The following is a 16,002-nucleotide window of genomic DNA, read 5'->3' as shown; positions in this document are numbered from 1 at the left end:
GGCAAGCGAAATTCTCTGCGTGGGCCGACTGCCGTCGACCTGCGGCGACAGGTCCAGGGGACCCGGGTGAGCGTCGATCGGCGCGGGTCCATGACGGCCACGCTAAGACCTCAACCATTGATGAGGTCAACCGCTTCCCACGTTCGCGGGCAGCGATCAGGCAAGATTGGCGCCATGGACAGTGGTGCAGGTTCTCCTCGGGTCTTGGTCGTCGATGACGACGCCGACGTGCTGGCGTCCCTCGAGCGCGGTCTGCGGCTCTCCGGCTTCGAGGTCTCGACCGCGGTCGACGGTGCAGAGGCGCTGCGCAGCGCCACCGAGAACAGGCCCGATGCGATCGTGCTCGACATCAACATGCCCGTGCTCGACGGGGTGAGCGTGGTGACCGCGCTGCGCGCCATGGACAACGACGTCCCGGTGTGCGTGCTGTCGGCCCGCAGTTCGGTCGATGACCGGGTCGCCGGGCTGGAGGCCGGTGCCGACGACTACCTGGTCAAGCCGTTCGTGCTGGCCGAGCTCGTGGCACGCGTGCGGGCGCTGCTGCGCCGGCGCGGTGCGACCGCGACGTTCTCGTCCGAGACCATCTCGGTGGGTCCGCTTGAGGTCGACATCCCGGGCCGGCGCGCCCGGGTCAACGGTGTCGACGTGGACCTGACCAAGCGTGAGTTCGATCTGCTGGCGGTGCTCGCCGAGCACAAGACTGCGGTGCTCTCCCGCGCCCAACTGCTTGAACTGGTGTGGGGCTATGACTTCGCCGCCGACACCAACGTCGTCGACGTCTTCATCGGCTACCTGCGGCGCAAGCTCGAGGCCGGTGGCGCCCCGCGCCTGCTGCACACCGTGCGCGGCGTGGGGTTTGTGCTCAGGACGCAGTAGCGGGCTCGGGCGTGCGCGGGCGCGAGTCACACCGCAGCGTTTTTGTGCGGATCTGCAGGCTTTTTCGACGAATAGCCTGCCATTCCGCACATTTTGGCGGGTGTGCGCGCGCCGCCGCTACTGCTTGCCGCGACTGCGGATGTCCCAGCGCTGGAAGCCCGCGCGTTCGGCGTCGTCGACGTTCTTGAACCAGACCTCGGCGATGGTCTGCTCATACGAGGGGCTCTCGGTGGTGTGGTAGAGCATCGAATCCTCGTTGCCCTTGATGGTGTACCCCGACGGGCCGGTCCTGCTGCCCGACACCAGGCGCACCGAACCCGCGCCGAACGGCGCCTCCTCGGCGATCGCCACGTCATCGGTGTCTGCGGCTGCGGCACCGGAACCGGCACCGGCACCGGCGGCCACGCCCGCGGCCTTGGCCCCGGACACACCCGCCGCGTCAACGTCGCCCTTCGGGCCCCGACCCAGCGGAGCGTAGACCGGCACCTCACGGGTGACCCGGCGGATCATGAAGGCGAGCGTCAACAGCACACCGAGCGCGAACGCCAGGGCCATCAGCCACCAGTTCACGTCACTCATCGCTGTTCTCCCATCTGACGCGAACCGGGAAGGTCGGCGAACGCCTCCTCCTCGCTGGTGCGCCGAATCGTGACGACGGCGATCAGCCAGGCGACCAGCGACCCGAGCAGGAAAGCCAGCAGGTACCAGAGCCATTGGATGACGAAGTCCATGTCGAATCCTCCTCAGCTGACCGTGATCTCGACGCGGCGGTTCTTGGCCTTGCCCTCGGCCGTGTCATTGCTGGCGATCGGGTCGGCCGAGCCGTGTCCCTGCGAGGTGACCAGGTCGGCCCCGACGCCCTGCGACACCAGGTAATCGGCCACGGCCTTGGCGCGGTTGGCGCTCAGCGGCACGTTGATGGCGTCGTTGCCGCTGCTGTCCGTGTAGCCGTCGACCCGAATCCGAACCTCGGGGCACGCCGTGATCTTCTGTGCGACCCGGCTCAGCATCTGCTGGCTGCCCGGCGTCAGCGTGAAGCCGTCGGTCTGGAAGTTGATCGGCGCGTTGAGCGCAGCGGAGATGTCGGTCTGCAGGTTTCCGCATCCGCCCGCGGGAGCCGGTGCGGGGGCACCGGGGGCACCGGGCGCACCGGGCGCACCTGGGGCACCGGGCGCACCTGGGGCACCGACACGAATCTGGTTGTCGATCGCGACGTTCGGCCACGCAGACTTCGCGGCGGCCTCGACCGCCGCCTTGACCTGCTCGGTCGCCGCCGTGCCCGTCAACGTGATGGTGTCGCCCTCGAGCCTCCAATTGAAGTCGGGGATGTCGACCGCGGCCCTGAACACGTCGCCGAGGCCGGACAGGTCTGGAGCGTCGACGCCGGCCTTGATGTTCACCTGATCGATCAGATTCACATCCGCGCCGAAGACGCCGCGCAGGGAATCGAGCAGGCCGCTCTTGGCGGCGTCGTCGGGCAGATCACCCGTGACGGTGATGTCATTGCCGTTACGGACGATCGACAGCGCCGAGGCGACGTCGGGCGCATTCACCTCAGGTGCACTGACCGGAGGGACGGTGACCGAGGGCGCGGTGCCCGGAAGCGACACCTCGGTGTCCCGGGAGGATTTATCCAGCAGGCCCCAGCCCAAAAGTCCGAGCAGCAGCGGAATGGCCACAAGCGCCATCAACCACCCGATTCCCGGAGACTGCCGATAAAGCCGAGATGCCGTTCGCCACCCAGTGACAGTGCGCGTTTCATCGGGATCCGACATTGGACCTCCATCGTCGTGCAGTCGGTTAGCTCGCGTGAACGATTCGTAGCCTAGAACACCACCTTCACGGAAGGACCGATTCACCTCAAACACCGGGTGAAAAGCCAACGACGGCCGAGGCGGACAATGCCACCTCGGCCGTCGTGCGGACAGAGCAGTTTGCTGTCAGCGCGTACCGAGCAGATCGATCACGAATATCAGCGTCTTGCCGGACAGTCGGTGTCCGCCGCCGGCGGGGCCGTATGCCTGTGCGGGCGGAATGGTCAGCTTGCGCCGGCCACCGACCTTCATTCCAGGAATGCCGTCCTGCCAGCCCTGAATCAGCCCGCGCAAGGGGAATTCGATGCTCTGCCCGCGATCCCACGAGCTGTCGAACTCCTCACCGGTGTCGTATTCGACGCCGACGTAATGAACCTCGACCGTGCCACCCGGCACCGCCTCCGCACCCTCGCCCACCACCAGGTCTTCGATGACCAGTTCTTCCGGCGCGGGACCGTCGGGGAACTCGATCTCAGGTTTGTTCGTCATTGCAATGACCTTAGTCCGCGGCCTCTGGATCGGGCACACTTGCTGAATGGCTGCACAGCACCAGTCCGACGACAGCGACACACTGTCCCGCATTCACGAATTGGTGGCCGAGGAGAAGGCTCTCCGGTCGCGCCTGCAGAAGAACGAGATCACCGCATCCGAGGAGCACGACCGCCTGCGGAACATCGAGATCGCCCTCGACCAGTGCTGGGACCTGTTGCGCCAGCGTCGCGCCCTGCGCGCCAGCGGCGGGGATCCCAGCGATGCCAGCGTGCGCCCCGGCGACGAAGTCGAGGGGTACCAGAACTGAGCCGATGACCGACACCATCGACGTCGCCGTCGTCGGCGGCGGCCACAACGGCCTGGTCGCGGCCGCATATCTGGCGCGGGCCGGGCTCAGGGTCACGGTGCTGGAACGGCAACCGCAGGTCGGCGGGGCCGCGGTGTCGGCACAGGCGTTCCCGGGAGTGGACGCGCACTTGTCGCGGTACTCCTACCTGGTCAGCCTGCTGCCCCGGCAGATCATCGACGACCTCGATGCACCCGTGCAGCTGGCCCGCAGGCGCGCTGCGTCCTACACCCCGGATCCGGCCACCGGGGGTCGTACGGGCCTGCTGATCGGGACCGACCCCGATCCCGCGGCGTTCGCGGCCATCGGAGCACAGTCCGACGCGGCGGCTTTCGCGCAGTTCTACCGGCGCATGGGAATCGTCACCCAGCGCCTGTGGCCCACTCTGTTGGAGCCGCTGCGCACCCGCGCCCAGGCCCGGCGGTTGATCCTCGACGGCGGCGCCGACGAGGCCGCGCTGGCCTGGGACATGGTGATGGAGCGCCCGATCGCCGAGGCCATCACGGCGGCGGTGGACAACGACGTGGTGCGGGGCGTGGTGGCCACCGACGCCCTGATCGGCACGTTCGCGCGCACGTCGGACCCGAGCCTGCGACAGAACATCTGCCTGCTCTACCACCTGCTGGGCGGTGGCACCGGCGACTGGGACGTGCCGATCGGCGGCATGGGCGCGGTCACCAGCGCCCTGGCCGCGTCCGCAGCCCGCTTCGGCGCCGAAATCGTCACGGGAGCCGAGGTTTTCGCGATCAACCCGGACGGCCAGCTGCACTTCCGGCAGGATGGCCGCGAGCACGTCGTCGCCGCGGGCCATGTGCTGGCGAACGTGACACCGGCGGTGCTCGCGCAACTTCTCGGCGAACCGGCCCCGGCCACCGCCCCGGGCGCGCAGGTCAAGGTCAACCTGATGTTGCGCAGACTGCCACGCCTGCGCGACGACTCCGTGACCCCCGAGCAGGCCTTCGGCGGCACGTTCCACATCAACGAGACCTGGACTCAACTCGACGCCGCACACCAGCAGGCCGCCGCCGGCGTCATCCCCGACCCCGTTCCGTGCGAGATCTACTGCCATTCGCTGGCCGACCCCAGCATCCTGTCCCCGGAACTGCGTGCCTCCGGGGCACAGACGCTGACGGTGTTCGGCCTGCACACCCCGCACGGGCTCACCGTCGGCGCCGATCCCGACGACATCCGCGCGCGACTCACCGACGCCGTGCTGGGCTCGTTGAATTCGGTTCTGGCCGAGCCTGTTACGGATGTCGTGATGCTCGACGCGCAGGGTCGGCCCTGCATCGAGACCAAGACCACCGCCGACCTCGAGTCCACCCTGGGGATGACGGCGGGCAACATCTTCCACGGCGCGCTCAGTTGGCCGTTCGCCGGTGACGACGAGCAGTTGGACACCGCGGCACGCCAGTGGGGCGTGGCCACCGCACACGAGCGCATCCTGATGTGCGGTTCTGGTGCGTTGCGGGGCGGCGCGGTGTCCGGCATCGGCGGGCACAACGCGGCCATGGCCGTCCTCGCGGGTTAGTCCCGCAGTTTGGCCAACAGGTCCCGAAGGGCGCTGAGGTCACCGCTGTCCAGGGCACGAAGCGGCGCAGGCGCCGGATCCTCGGTCTCATCGATGACCCGCACCATGGCGCGGCCCGTTTCGGTCAGTGATACCACCTTGCACCGCCGGTTGGCGGGGTCCACTTCGCGCACCACCAGGCCACGATCCTCGAGGTCGTTGACCGCGACCGTCGCCGCCGGGGCGTCGACCGTGGCGGCCCGCGCGATCTGCTTGACGGTCAGCGATTCCCGGGCCAGGCGACGCAGGATGCGAATTCGGCTGAACGGCAATCCCGTCCGCTCCACGACAGCCCTTTTCCAGGTGTCCTTGTTGTCGATCACGAACTTGGACATCTCCAGCCAGACGGCGTCAGCGGTGTCCGGCATCGACCCTCCTCCGCGGCTCGAACGTTCCAGAGATCAGGGGCGCCAGTCGGTCCGCCGACCGCAGCGCCCGAGGCGAAGTCGAGACGATGCCCAGGACGACGATCACCAGGCCGAGCAGCGCACAGATCACCCACAGCGGCCGCGCGTCGGCGGTGAAATCCGCGGTGGGCGAGGCGATCGCAAGGCCTGCGACGGAACCGCACAGGGCCACACCCAGACTGACGCCGACCTGCCTGCTGGTGGATGCGACGGCGGAGGCCGCCCCGGCCCGGTCCAGCGGCATCCCGCTGACGGCGGCCGTGGTGATCGGCGCGTTGACCATGCTGAAACCGACCCCGAACACCGCGAAGATCGCGATCAGCTGCCAGGTCTGGGTCTGCGCCGACATGCTCGCCATCATCACGGTGGCGCCTGTGATCAGTGTCCCGGCGACCAGAAGCGAAGGGCGGCTGCCGAACCGGGCCACCAGCCGGCCCGACAGCGGTGAGAAGATCAGCGCGCCGACCGCCAGCGGCAGGTAGAGCAGGCCCGTGTGCATGGCCGTGTAGCCCAGGTGTCCCTGCAGGTACAGCGACATCATGAAAAGGAATGCGCCGTAGGCGGCGAACGCGCAGATCCCGATCACCGTCGCTGCGGCGAACGGGATGCTGCGGAAGAAGCGGAGGTCGATGAACGGGTCGTGGTGCCGGGCCTCGTAGTACAGGAAGCCCACCGCGCCCAGCACGGCGACGACGCCGGCGGCGACCGTCGTGGGCGCCTGCCAACCGTGGCTGGGCCCTTCGATCAGGACATAGACCGTCCCGAAAAGCGTTGCCATCCCCAGAAGTTGGCCGACGGGGTCCCAGTCACGCACGGTCGACGATCTGCTCGCGGGCACGAACACAGCGGTCAGCAGGATCGCCAATGCGCAGATGGGCAGGTTGATCCAGAACACCGAGCGCCAGCCCACGTACTCGATCAGCGCGCCGCCGACGATCGGTCCCAGCGCCATCGAGATGCCGACCACGCCACCCCAGACGCCGATCGCACGGGCCCGTTCGGCCCGATCGGTGAAGACCTGCGTGATGATCGACATGGCCACCGGGTTGAGCATCGACCCGCCCACGGCCTGCACGAAGCGCGCTGCGATCAGCATGTCGATGCTCGGAGCCAGTGAGCACAGCAGTGATCCGAACGCGAAGACCGTCAGGCCGATCTGGAAGACCCGCCGCCTGCCCCAGCGGTCGCCAGCGGCGCCGGACAACAGCAGCAGCGACGCCAGCACCAGCGTGTAGATGTCGATGACCCATTGCAGATGCGCCGCGGAGGCGTCGAAGTCGGCGCGGATGGACGGGAGTGCGACGTTCACGATCGTCATGTCCATCGACACGATGAGCAGGCTCAGGCAGCAGGAGGCCAGGATCACCATTTTCCGGCCGCGGCTGAGCTCACCGATCGTTGCATTCACCTAACAATTGTGAAACTACAACTGTTGGGTTGGCAAGGCCCACACTCCGCCGATATCGACGAAGCGACGCGAATCACTCGCACTTTCTCGCCCAAACGTTGTTATGGGCGAGAAAGGGCAGCGAGGTCAGCGGGTGCTGATGGCGGCGTAGTCGCGCTCGGTGTAGCCGGTGTAGATCTGGCGCGGGCGGCCGATCTTGTTGGGCTCGGAGTGCATCTCACGCCAGTGCGCGATCCAGCCCGGAAGACGGCCCAGCGCGAACAGCACCGTGAACATGCGGGTCGGGAAGCCCATCGCCCGGTAGATCACGCCGGTGTAGTAGTCGACGTTCGGGTAGAGCTTGCGCTCGATGAAGAAATCATCGGTCAGCGCGATCTCCTCGAGCTGCTTGGCGATGTCGAGCAGCTCGTCGTCGCCGCCGAGCTTGCCGAGGATCTTGTCGGCCTGCTCCTTGACGATCCGCGCCCGCGGGTCGTAGTTCTTGTAGACCCGGTGACCGAAGCCCATGAGTTTGACGCCGTCCTCGCGGTTCTTGACCTTGCGGACGAAGGTCGCGACGTCGTCGTCACCCTGGCGGATCTTCTCCAGCATCTCCAGCACGGCCTGGTTGGCGCCGCCGTGCAGCGGGCCCCACAGCGCGTTGATGCCACCGGAGATGGACGTGAAGAGGTTGGCCTGCGACGAGCCCACCAGGCGCACCGTCGACGTCGAGCAGTTCTGCTCGTGGTCGGCGTGCAGGATCAGCAGCATGTCCAGCGCCCGCACGATCTCCGGGTCGACCTCGTACGGCTCGGCCGGGAAGCCGAACGTCATCCGCAGGAAGTTCTCCACCAGCGTCAGCGAGTTGTCCGGGTACAGGAACGGCTGCCCCTCGGACTTCTTGTAGGCATAGGCCGCGATCGTGGGCAGCTTGGCCAGAAGGCGGATCGTCGACAGCTCGACCTGCTTGTTGTCCAGCGGGTCCAGTGAATCCTGGTAGTACGCGCTCAGGGCGTTGACCGCGCTGGAGAGCACCGGCATGGGGTGCGCGTTGCGCGGGAAGCCGTCGAAGAACCGCTTGAGGTCCTCGTGCAGCAGCGTGTGGCGCTGAATCTGGGTGGTGAACTTCTCCAGCTGGTCCTTGGTCGGCAGCTCACCGTAGATCAGCAGGTAGCTGACCTCGATGAAGGTCGACTTCTCGGCCAGCTGCTCGATCGGGTAACCGCGGTAGCGCAGGATGCCCGCATCGCCGTCGATGTAGGTGATGGCCGACTTGGTCGACGCGGTGTTGACGAATCCGCCGTCGAACGTCGTATACCCGGTCTTGGAGAGCAACGACCCCAGTGCGATCCCGTCGGAACCCTCCGTAGCGGGGATGATGTCCAGGTCGATTTCCCCACCCGGGTACTTCAGAGTCGCGGTTTCACGGGTTGAATCGTCGGCCACAAGAACCCCTTCTGCGCTGATCGGCAGCCGCAAGTGCTGTCTGTACCTAGGAAAGGTAGTCGCTGCGCTGACGCTACGCCTGCGGGGGGTTGCTCTCGACCCCCGGAGAGGGTTGCTCGGCGCCGGGGTCAGTCCTGAGACAGACCCGCCGTCAGCGCGGTGAAATCGGCGAACGTGTCCGAGATGCGCTCGACCATCAGTTCGGGCCCCAGTTCCCGGCCGTCGCGATCCTCCACCAGGTCACCGCAGGCGGTGATGATGATCGACGCCCAGACCGACATCACCAGATGCAGACGGCGGTCACCGACACCGACACCGAGCCGCTCTGCCATGGCGACCGAGGTCGCCTGCGGCCGGAACTCGGCGGCGGCGGCCTTGAGCCCGGGCGTCGAGTTGATGATGCGCAGCATCAGCACGATGCGCTGCGGCGTCAGGCCCTCGACTTCGCCGGACGGGATTGCGTTGAGCACCGTGACGTGGGCCCGTTTGATCGCTTCCAAGGCGGGCACGTCGCCGGGAATCCTGTCGAGCTCATCGGACACCGCCTGCACGAAGTCCTCGAGCAGCGTCATGACGACGGCGTCCTTGGTGGCGAAGTACCGGCTGAAGGTGCGCGGCGACACGTCGGCCGCGGCCGCGATCTGCTCGACGGTGGTGTTGCCGTAACCCTGCTCAAGACACAGTTGAACGGCGGCGTCGATCAACGTTGCGCGTGTCCGCTGCTTCTTTCGTTCCCGAAGTCCGACATCGCCGGCGGTGTTCCCCACACCCTGCATGCTAGAGGCGTCGATGCCGCCATGGGCCGCAAAGTGCCGTACCGGGCATTTCACAGTCGTCATATTTTGTCAGTCTCGGACGTTTGACGCGGCAGTCCCACCCCGACCCGGTAGCGGATGAAGGCCGGGACGGCCAGGGACGCCACCGTCAGACCGATCACCACCAGCGCGCCACCTCCGGCCGCCGCCGCGGCGGTGCCGACGGCCACGGCCGCCGAACCATGCAGCACGTCGGCGATGCGGGGCCCGCCCGCCACCACCACGATGAAGACACCCTGCAGGCGGCCCCGGAGCTCGTCGGAGGCGGCCTGCTGCAGAATCGTCGACCGGAATGCGGCCGACACCATGTCCGCCGCCCCGCCGACCGCCAGGAAGACCACGGCCACCGTGAGCAGTACGCCGGCCTGTCCCCCGGCCCATCCGCAGGCCAGGCCGAAGCCGATCATCGCCACACCCCAGACGACGATCGACACCACCACCGCGAGCCCCTGCCGCCGCACCCGCGGCAGCCAACCGGAGAACACACCGCCGGCCACGGCGCCGATCGACATCGCCGCGGCCAGCAGCGCCATCGTCGTGCCGCCGTCGACCGGACCGCCGAAGCTCTCATGAGCGATCTGCGGAAACAGCGCCCGCGGCATGCCGAAGATCATCGCGATGAGGTCCACCACGAAGGACATCAGCACGACGGTGTTGCCGGCCAGGTACCGGAAGCCCTCCCACACGGCTCCGAAGCCCCAGCGGGACCCGCCCTCCGCCGTCTCCGTCGGCGGCATGGACGTCAGCTTCCACGTCGCCCAGATCGGCGCCAGGCATGTGATCGCGTCGATGAGATAGAGGGTCGACAGATCCACCCACGCCAGCATCAGGCCGGCCATCAGGGGACCGACGATGGCGCCGAACTGCGTCACGGTCATGTTCAGCGAGTTGGCCGCGGCCAGCTGTTCGTCGGGAAGCATCCGCGGGATGGCGGCGGCCCGCGTCGGTGAGTTGATCGCGTAGAACGCCTGCTGGACCGCCAGCAGGCACAGCACCAACCAGACGTTGTCCACCCCGAGCGCGGCCTGCAGCCACAGCAGCACCGAGGCGGCCGCCAACCCACACGACGCGATGATCAGCAGCACGCGCTTGTCCATCGCGTCGGCCCAGGCCCCGCCCCACAGGCCGAACACGATCAGGGGCACCAACGCGAACGCACCCGCCAGACCGACGTACGCCGAGTTCTCGGTGAGCACGTACAGCTGCACCGGGACCGCGAAGATCGTCAGGTTCGCGCCGATGACGGTCGGTATCCCAGCCCACCACAGCCGGCGGAAGTCGGGCTGTTTGAGGGGTGTGGTGTCGGCGAAGAGCCGTCTCACGGCTGCAGGCGCTGCACGCGCCCGTCTGCGATCCTGATCCGGTTGTGCACTCGGTTCTCCCGGCCCTGCCAGAACTCGACCACCTCAGGTGCGATGCGGTAGCCGCCCCAGTGCGGCGGTACCGGCACCTCCGCGTCGTCGGCGAATCGTGCGGTGACGTCGGCCAACTGGGCCAGCAGCGCGGCACGGTCCTCGATCGGCTGGGACTGCGCCGACGCCCACGCGCCCAACTGGGACCCGCGGGGCCGTTTCGACCAGTAGTCGGCGGTCTCCTCGGCGCTCACCTTGGTGACGGCCCCGCGGACATGGACCTGCCGGCCCAGCTGGTACCACGGGAAGGTCGCGGAGGCATACGGCGTGACGGCGAGGTCGGCGCCCTTGGCGGAGTCATAGTTGGTGAAGAAGCTGATCCCGGTGTCGTCCACGCCCTTGCACAACACCGTGCGCGTCACGGGCCTTCCATCGTGCACCGTGGCCACCACCATCGCGTTGGGTTCGGCCACGCCCGCACCCTGGGCCTCGGCCAGCCAGGTGCGCAACAGGACCAGCCATCCGGTGGCCGGGTCGGGACCGAGCCAGTCGGTGTCCAGGTCGACGCTGCCATCCTTCTCGACCGAGCCGTACTCCACCCGCATCGACGTCAGAAGCCCATCCCACGATTCAGACACCGCCCTAAGCTACGCCCGAACCCCCGTTGCCCGCTGCGGCGGCGGCCCCTGGTGCGAGAATCAGCGCATGACTGCGGTGCCTGAGGATTTCGTCCCCGGACTGGAGGGCGTCGTCGCATTCGAGACCGAGATCGCCGAACCCGACAAGGACGGCGGCGCGCTGCGATACCGCGGGGTCGACATCGAGGATCTGGTCGGTGCCCGCGTCACATTCGGCGACGTGTGGGCGCTGCTGGTCGACGGCGCGTTCGGCCGGAGCCTGGCTCCCGCCGAACCGTTCCCGCTGCCGATCCACTCCGGCGACGTCCGCGTCGACGTGCAGGCCGGACTGGCGATGCTGGCCCCGATCTGGGGCTACGCGCCGCTGCTGGACATCGACGAGGCCACCGCGCGCGACCAGTTGGCGCGTGCTTCGGTGATGGCACTGTCCTATGTGGCGCAGTCGGCGCGCGGCATCTACCGGCCCGCCGTTCCGCAACGGGTGATCGATGAATGTCGCACCGTGACAGCACGATTCATGACCCGTTGGCAGGGCGAACCGGACCCACGACACATCGAGGCCATCGATGCGTACTGGGTGACGGCAGCAGAGCACGGGATGAACGCCTCGACATTCACCGCGCGCGTGATCGCCTCGACGGGTGCGGATGTCGCCGCGGCCCTGTCCGGCGCCGTGGGTGCCATGAGTGGTCCCCTGCACGGCGGTGCGCCGGCGCGGGTGCTGCCGATGATCGAGGAGGTCGAACGCACCGGTGACGCGCGTTCCGTCGTCAAGGGCATCCTCGACCGCAACGAGAAACTCATGGGCTTCGGGCACCGGGTCTACCGCGCCGAGGACCCCCGCGCCCGCGTGCTGCGCGCCACGGCCAAGCGGCTGGGCGCACCGCGCTACGAGGTCGCCGCGGCCCTGGAGCAGGCGGCGCTGACCGAACTTCGGGAGCGTCGGCCCGACCGGGCGATCGAGACGAATGTCGAGTTCTGGGCGGCGGTCATGCTGGATTTCGCCGGGGTGCCGCCGCAGATGATGCCCGCGATGTTCACCTGCGGTCGCAGCGCGGGATGGTGCGCCCACATCCTCGAGCAGAAACGGTTGGGCAAGCTGGTCCGGCCCGCGGCCCTCTATGTCGGTCCGGCACCGCGGCGGCCCGAGGACGTCACCGGATGGGACCGGGTTGTCCGCGGCTGAGGGGCGCGCGGTCTTCGAGTCGGCGGCGCGCGCATTCGCTGACCTCGTCCGGGAGATCCCAGACAGCACCTGGTCAGGACCGGGCCTGGGGGAATGGGACCTGCGGTCGCTGATCGGGCACACGTCGCGCTCGCTGGTCACCGTGCATGAGTACCTGAAGTCCCCTGCCGACCAGGAGGACATCGCGGATGCGGCGGGCTACTACGTTCACGTCCGGGCCGCGTCGGCGAGTCTGGATCCCGCGCAGATCGTCGAACGCGGCAGGCAGGCCGGGCAGGCCCTCGGCGCGGATCCGGTAAGCACCATCGACACCCTGGTCGAGCAGGCGCTGGCCGACATCGACGCGGCCGGCGACCCGCTGATCACCGTGATCGGTGGCGTGGGCATCCGGCTGAGCAGTTATCTGCCCACGCGGATCTTCGAACTGGCGGTGCATGGACTCGACATCGCCGAGGCCGCACGCGTCGAGTTCACTCCGCCCTCCGATGTGCTGACCGCCGCGACCGTGCTGGCCGCACAGATCGCCGTGGCGTTCGGGGACGGCCCGACGGTGCTGCGTTCACTCACGGGGCGCGCGGCGCTGCCCCCGCGCTACTCCGTGGTCTGAGTGCGATGAGTTCGGCGGCCACGCCGAGTCGATACCGGTGACATCCGCACTCACCTGAGGAGACCGTTATGGCCATCGACAACACCCCGATGCTGGTGCCGCACCTCGTCGTCGACGACGCCGCAGCCGCCATCGACTTCTACGTCAAGGCATTCGGCGCCACCGAGGAGATCAGGCTTCCGCATCCCGAGGGCAAGATCATCCACGCCTGCGTGAGGATCAACGGCGCCCCGGTGTTCCTCAACGACGACTTCCCGGAGTACAACGACGGCAAGTCCTCGACCCCGAACGCGCTCGGCGGTGCGTCGGTGACGATCCACCTGCACGGCCCGGACGTCGACGCTCGATTCCAGCGGGCCCTCGATGCGGGCGCGACCGTCGTCGCACCGCTGGAGGACCAGTTCTGGGGCGATCGGTACGGCATCCTGCGCGACCCGTTCGGGCACCAGTGGTCGCTGGCCGAGTCCGTCCGCGAGGTCGACTACGGCGCGATGGCCCAGGAGATGGCCCAGCAGGCGCAGTGACCGGCGCCCGACGGGGATGGCCTAGCATCGTGCCGTGCCCAGCCCACCCGTCATGGAACTGCAGGATGTGACCTTCCGTCGCAACGGAACCCAGATCCTGCAGGGCATTTCGTTCACCGTGCGGGCCGGGGAGCAGTGGGCACTGCTGGGTCCCAACGGCGCGGGCAAGAGCACGATCCTGAGCCTGTGCGGCGCCGAGGAGCATCCGACGACGGGCAGCGTCACGGTGCTCGGCGGCCGACTCGGCCGCGTCGAAGTGCAGCGGCTTCGCCGGACCATCGGGCACGTCAACCCGCGGCATCCGCTGTCGTTTCCGCTGCGGCTGCGCGAGGTGGTGGCCACTGGCATCACCGGCACGATCGACGTGCCGATGCGGTGGCACCCAGAGGCGGCCGACATGGCGCGGGTGGACACGCTGATCGAGACGCTGGGGTTGAGCCATCGGGCCCAGGACCGCTGGACCACCCTGTCCCAGGGCGAGCGGGGACGTGCGCTGATCGCACGGGCGCTGGTCGGGCGGCCGAAGATCCTGCTGCTCGACGAACCCTCCACGGGTCTGGACCTGGCCGCCCGCGAGCAGCTGCTCGAGACGATCGACAAACTCGTGGTCAGCCACCCCGAGATGGCCTCGATCGTGGTGACCCATCACCTCGAGGAGCTGCCCACCACCACCACGCATGCGCTGCTGATCGCCGATGGCCACGTGGTGGCGCAGGGCCCCGCGCAGTCGGTGATCACCTCGGCGAACGTGTCGGAGGCGTTCTCGCACCCCATCCGGGTCAGCTACGACGACGGGCGCTGGGCGGCACGCGCCGGGCGCTGACGCTCCGGGGAACGTACGTCAGTGCCCGCTCGGGGCCAGCGTGCTCAGGATGCGCTGCCGAATCGTCGGCTTGGGCGCAGAACGCGCCGCGGCGAGCATCTCGGGCACCGCGGTGAACTTGTCCCGGGGCCGCACGCCCCCACCGCGTGCGACCTCGGCGGCGTCGATCGCCCGCCACCCCGCGGCGTCGACCACGTCGGGTTGACGCGCGGCGACGAGCCTGGCGAGCTCACCGCTGCGCCGCACCGGATCACGCAACCGGCCGGCGTTGTAGTCGGCCACCAGCTGCTGCACGGTCTGCAGCGCGCAGGACTTGTTGGTGCCGATGAACCCCGTGGGCCCACGCTTGATCCATCCCGCGACGTACGCGCCGACGAGGGGTCGGCCGGTCTCGGGGTCGATGACCCGACCGCCGTCGTTGGGCACCACCGCGGCGCTGTCGTCGAACGGCAGATCACGGATCGGCCGGCCTCGATAGCCGATGGACGTCAGCACCAGCCCCGCGTCGATGCGGCGGGTCTGCTCCGTGCCGGTGACCGTGAACTCCACACCGGTCGCCCGCTGGTCACCATCGATGCGCGACGGCGTGAGCCGGTACGCCAGCCGGATGCGCGGCCTCGTGGCCGGCGCGTCCGCGCTGCCGAGTTTGGCGAGCACCTCGAGTTTGTTGCGGGTCAGGGCATCGTGTTCGCGGGCGAGGTCCTGCTGTACCAGTTCGTGGTCGGACGGGTCGAGGACCACCTCGGACGTGGCGGTCAGCCCGATGAGTTCGGGCAGGGTGAAGGCCGACTGCGCCGGGCCGCGCCGGGCAGCGACCACCACCTCGCGCACCTTTGAGGCGCGCAGTGCCGCGAGCGCGTGGTCGGAGATGTCGGTCTGCGCCAGCGTGTCGGGGTCGGCCGTCAACACGCGCGCCACGTCGAGGGCGACGTTGCCGTTGCCGACCAGGACCACGCGCTCGTGGCTCAGGTCGACCGGCAACTCGGTGAAGTCGGGATGCCCGTTGATCCACGCGACCATCTCGGTGGCCGTCCCGACGCCGGGCAGGTCGACGCCGGCGATGTCGAGGCGACGGTCGTTGGGCGCGCCGACGGCGTAGAGCACCGCGTGGTGATGCTCGAGCAGGTCGGCGTGGGTCAGGTGCGCACCGACCTCGACGTTGAGGAAGAAGGTGAACCCCCTGCGCGCGGCGATCCGGTCGAACAGTCGGGTCACCTGCTTGGTGCTCTGGTGGTCGGGCGCCACGCCCGCGCGCACCAGGCCGTAGGGCGTGGGCAGTTTCTCGAAGACGTTCACCCGCACCCCGGGTTGGGTCAGCAGTTCGTCGGCCGCGTACATCGCGGCCGGCCCGGACCCGACAACCGCCACGGTCAGCGGCGCGTCGCGGTGACGAACCTCGACAGCGGGCAGCACCGCCGCGAGCTTCGAGGTGGGCGGCACCTTCTCTCCCGGACGGCGTTCGGGATAGAACGCCGCGTTCAACTCGATGAACGGACGCTGCTGCGCCGACACCTGACTGTCCGGCGCGATCGCGCCGACGGGGCAGGCGCTGACACACGCACCACAGTCCACGCACGCCGCGGGGTCGATGTAGAGCATCTCGGCGGTGGCGAACCCTGGTTCGTCCGGGGTGGGGTGAATGCAGTTCACCGGGCACGCGAAAACACACGACCCGTCGCTGCAGCACGACTGGGTGATGACGTGAGGCATCGGCGCTCC

18 protein-coding genes are annotated in these 16,002 nt (G+C 68.5%); 7 read left to right on the top strand and 11 right to left on the bottom strand.

The window, feature by feature from the left end; genetic code table 11:
* The first annotated feature begins 165 nt into the window (after window positions 1-165).
* Window positions 166-876, top strand: a complete 711-nt coding sequence (gene prrA / locus A5727_RS01375) for a two-component system response regulator PrrA (protein WP_157521173.1) — start codon at window positions 166-168, stop codon at window positions 874-876.
* A gap of 117 nt (window positions 877-993) precedes the next feature.
* Here prrA and arfC read toward each other — a convergent pair whose 3' ends face one another.
* From arfC to A5727_RS01360, 4 genes are all read right to left on the bottom strand, one after another.
* Window positions 994-1,455 (bottom strand): channel accessory protein ArfC, sunset domain variant, encoded by a 462-nt coding sequence (arfC, locus tag A5727_RS01370; protein WP_068243255.1) that lies wholly within the window; start codon window positions 1,453-1,455, stop codon window positions 994-996.
* Window positions 1,452-1,607, bottom strand: coding sequence for a channel accessory protein ArfB (gene arfB, locus A5727_RS27755; RefSeq protein WP_197507552.1), 156 nt, complete (start codon window positions 1,605-1,607; stop codon window positions 1,452-1,454). The genes arfC and arfB overlap by 4 nt, the downstream gene beginning before the upstream one ends.
* Before the next feature lie 12 nt (window positions 1,608-1,619).
* Window positions 1,620-2,651, bottom strand: coding sequence for a channel-forming protein ArfA/OmpATb (gene arfA, locus A5727_RS01365; RefSeq protein WP_068243252.1), 1,032 nt, complete (start codon window positions 2,649-2,651; stop codon window positions 1,620-1,622).
* Between the two features lie 165 nt (window positions 2,652-2,816).
* Window positions 2,817-3,179 carry an FKBP-type peptidyl-prolyl cis-trans isomerase gene (locus A5727_RS01360; RefSeq protein ID WP_068243249.1) on the bottom strand — a complete coding sequence of 121 codons (363 nt, stop codon included), beginning with the start codon at window positions 3,177-3,179 and terminating at the stop codon, window positions 2,817-2,819.
* A 46-nt stretch (window positions 3,180-3,225) separates the two neighbouring features.
* On the opposite strand from A5727_RS01360, the gene A5727_RS01355 reads away from it, so the two are divergent.
* Together A5727_RS01355 and A5727_RS01350 are read left to right on the top strand one after the other, a co-directional pair.
* Window positions 3,226-3,489 (top strand): DUF2630 family protein, encoded by a 264-nt coding sequence (locus A5727_RS01355; RefSeq protein ID WP_068243246.1) that lies wholly within the window; start codon window positions 3,226-3,228, stop codon window positions 3,487-3,489.
* A gap of 4 nt (window positions 3,490-3,493) precedes the next feature.
* Window positions 3,494-5,059 (top strand): phytoene desaturase family protein, encoded by a 1,566-nt coding sequence (locus tag A5727_RS01350; RefSeq protein WP_068243243.1) that lies wholly within the window; start codon window positions 3,494-3,496, stop codon window positions 5,057-5,059.
* Here the strand turns inward: A5727_RS01350 and A5727_RS01345 are convergent.
* The 6 genes from A5727_RS01345 to pdxH form a co-directional block, all read right to left on the bottom strand.
* Entirely contained in the window at window positions 5,056-5,466 is a 411-nt protein-coding gene (locus tag A5727_RS01345; protein ID WP_068243240.1) for a MarR family winged helix-turn-helix transcriptional regulator, read from the bottom strand. The genes A5727_RS01350 and A5727_RS01345 overlap by 4 nt on opposite strands.
* Window positions 5,450-6,913: an MFS transporter gene (locus A5727_RS01340; protein ID WP_068243237.1), complete on the bottom strand. Its 1,464-nt coding sequence runs from the start codon at window positions 6,911-6,913 to the stop codon at window positions 5,450-5,452. Before A5727_RS01340 ends, A5727_RS01345 begins: the two co-directional genes overlap by 17 nt.
* 126 nt (window positions 6,914-7,039) lie before the next feature.
* Window positions 7,040-8,338: a citrate synthase gene (locus A5727_RS01335; RefSeq protein WP_082949527.1), complete on the bottom strand. Its 1,299-nt coding sequence runs from the start codon at window positions 8,336-8,338 to the stop codon at window positions 7,040-7,042.
* A gap of 128 nt (window positions 8,339-8,466) precedes the next feature.
* Window positions 8,467-9,114 (bottom strand): TetR family transcriptional regulator, encoded by a 648-nt coding sequence (locus A5727_RS01330; protein WP_068243233.1) that lies wholly within the window; start codon window positions 9,112-9,114, stop codon window positions 8,467-8,469.
* Between the two features lie 59 nt (window positions 9,115-9,173).
* On the bottom strand, window positions 9,174-10,475 hold the full coding sequence (locus A5727_RS01325; RefSeq protein WP_068243230.1) for an MFS transporter: 1,302 nt from the start codon (window positions 10,473-10,475) through the stop codon (window positions 9,174-9,176).
* A complete protein-coding gene (pdxH, locus tag A5727_RS01320; protein WP_082949526.1) occupies window positions 10,472-11,110 on the bottom strand; it encodes a pyridoxamine 5'-phosphate oxidase in 639 nt (212 codons plus the stop codon). The genes A5727_RS01325 and pdxH overlap by 4 nt, the downstream gene beginning before the upstream one ends.
* A gap of 100 nt (window positions 11,111-11,210) precedes the next feature.
* Here pdxH and A5727_RS01315 point away from each other — a divergent pair, with 100 nt between their 5' ends.
* From A5727_RS01315 to A5727_RS01300, 4 genes are all read left to right on the top strand, one after another.
* Window positions 11,211-12,329: a citrate synthase 2 gene (locus A5727_RS01315; RefSeq protein ID WP_068243224.1), complete on the top strand. Its 1,119-nt coding sequence runs from the start codon at window positions 11,211-11,213 to the stop codon at window positions 12,327-12,329.
* On the top strand, window positions 12,316-12,936 hold the full coding sequence (locus A5727_RS01310) for a maleylpyruvate isomerase family mycothiol-dependent enzyme (RefSeq protein WP_068243221.1): 621 nt from the start codon (window positions 12,316-12,318) through the stop codon (window positions 12,934-12,936). The genes A5727_RS01315 and A5727_RS01310 overlap by 14 nt, the downstream gene beginning before the upstream one ends.
* A 68-nt stretch (window positions 12,937-13,004) precedes the next feature.
* Entirely contained in the window at window positions 13,005-13,460 is a 456-nt protein-coding gene (locus A5727_RS01305) for a VOC family protein (protein WP_068243218.1), read from the top strand.
* 52 nt (window positions 13,461-13,512) lie between these two features.
* The gene (locus A5727_RS01300; protein ID WP_068243215.1) at window positions 13,513-14,283 is read left to right on the top strand and encodes an ABC transporter ATP-binding protein; all 771 of its coding nucleotides are present in this window, start codon (window positions 13,513-13,515) and stop codon (window positions 14,281-14,283) included.
* A gap of 18 nt (window positions 14,284-14,301) precedes the next feature.
* Here A5727_RS01300 and A5727_RS01295 read toward each other — a convergent pair whose 3' ends face one another.
* Complete coding sequence (locus tag A5727_RS01295) at window positions 14,302-15,993, bottom strand: FAD-dependent oxidoreductase (protein WP_068243212.1); 1,692 nt, start codon at window positions 15,991-15,993, stop codon at window positions 14,302-14,304.
* Window positions 15,994-16,002: the final 9 nt, after the last annotated feature.

The organism is Mycobacterium sp. ACS4331 (genome assembly GCF_001667265.1).
Classification (GTDB): domain Bacteria; phylum Actinomycetota; class Actinomycetes; order Mycobacteriales; family Mycobacteriaceae; genus Mycobacterium.
The sequence above is the reverse complement of the archived record's forward strand: the minus strand, read 5'-3'. Positions and strand labels throughout refer to the sequence as shown.

What these genes read in the sequence shown, in the direction of transcription:
- arfC (WP_068243255.1), bottom strand. Translation starts at nt 1,455, where the DNA reads ATGAGTGACGTGAACTGGTGGCTGATGGCCCTGGCGTTCGCGCTCGGT.
- arfB (WP_197507552.1), bottom strand. Translation starts at nt 1,607, where the DNA reads ATGGACTTCGTCATCCAATGGCTCTGGTACCTGCTGGCTTTCCTGCTC.
- A5727_RS01295 (WP_068243212.1), bottom strand. Translation starts at nt 15,993, where the DNA reads ATGCCTCACGTCATCACCCAGTCGTGCTGCAGCGACGGGTCGTGTGTT.
- A5727_RS01300 (WP_068243215.1), top strand. Translation starts at nt 13,513, where the DNA reads ATGGAACTGCAGGATGTGACCTTCCGTCGCAACGGAACCCAGATCCTG.
- A5727_RS01360 (WP_068243249.1), bottom strand. Translation starts at nt 3,179, where the DNA reads ATGACGAACAAACCTGAGATCGAGTTCCCCGACGGTCCCGCGCCGGAA.
- A5727_RS01355 (WP_068243246.1), top strand. Translation starts at nt 3,226, where the DNA reads ATGGCTGCACAGCACCAGTCCGACGACAGCGACACACTGTCCCGCATT.
- A5727_RS01345 (WP_068243240.1), bottom strand. Translation starts at nt 5,466, where the DNA reads ATGCCGGACACCGCTGACGCCGTCTGGCTGGAGATGTCCAAGTTCGTG.
- arfA (WP_068243252.1), bottom strand. Translation starts at nt 2,651, where the DNA reads ATGTCGGATCCCGATGAAACGCGCACTGTCACTGGGTGGCGAACGGCA.
- A5727_RS01330 (WP_068243233.1), bottom strand. Translation starts at nt 9,114, where the DNA reads ATGCAGGGTGTGGGGAACACCGCCGGCGATGTCGGACTTCGGGAACGA.
- A5727_RS01305 (WP_068243218.1), top strand. Translation starts at nt 13,005, where the DNA reads ATGGCCATCGACAACACCCCGATGCTGGTGCCGCACCTCGTCGTCGAC.
- A5727_RS01315 (WP_068243224.1), top strand. Translation starts at nt 11,211, where the DNA reads ATGACTGCGGTGCCTGAGGATTTCGTCCCCGGACTGGAGGGCGTCGTC.
- A5727_RS01350 (WP_068243243.1), top strand. Translation starts at nt 3,494, where the DNA reads ATGACCGACACCATCGACGTCGCCGTCGTCGGCGGCGGCCACAACGGC.
- pdxH (WP_082949526.1), bottom strand. Translation starts at nt 11,110, where the DNA reads ATGCGGGTGGAGTACGGCTCGGTCGAGAAGGATGGCAGCGTCGACCTG.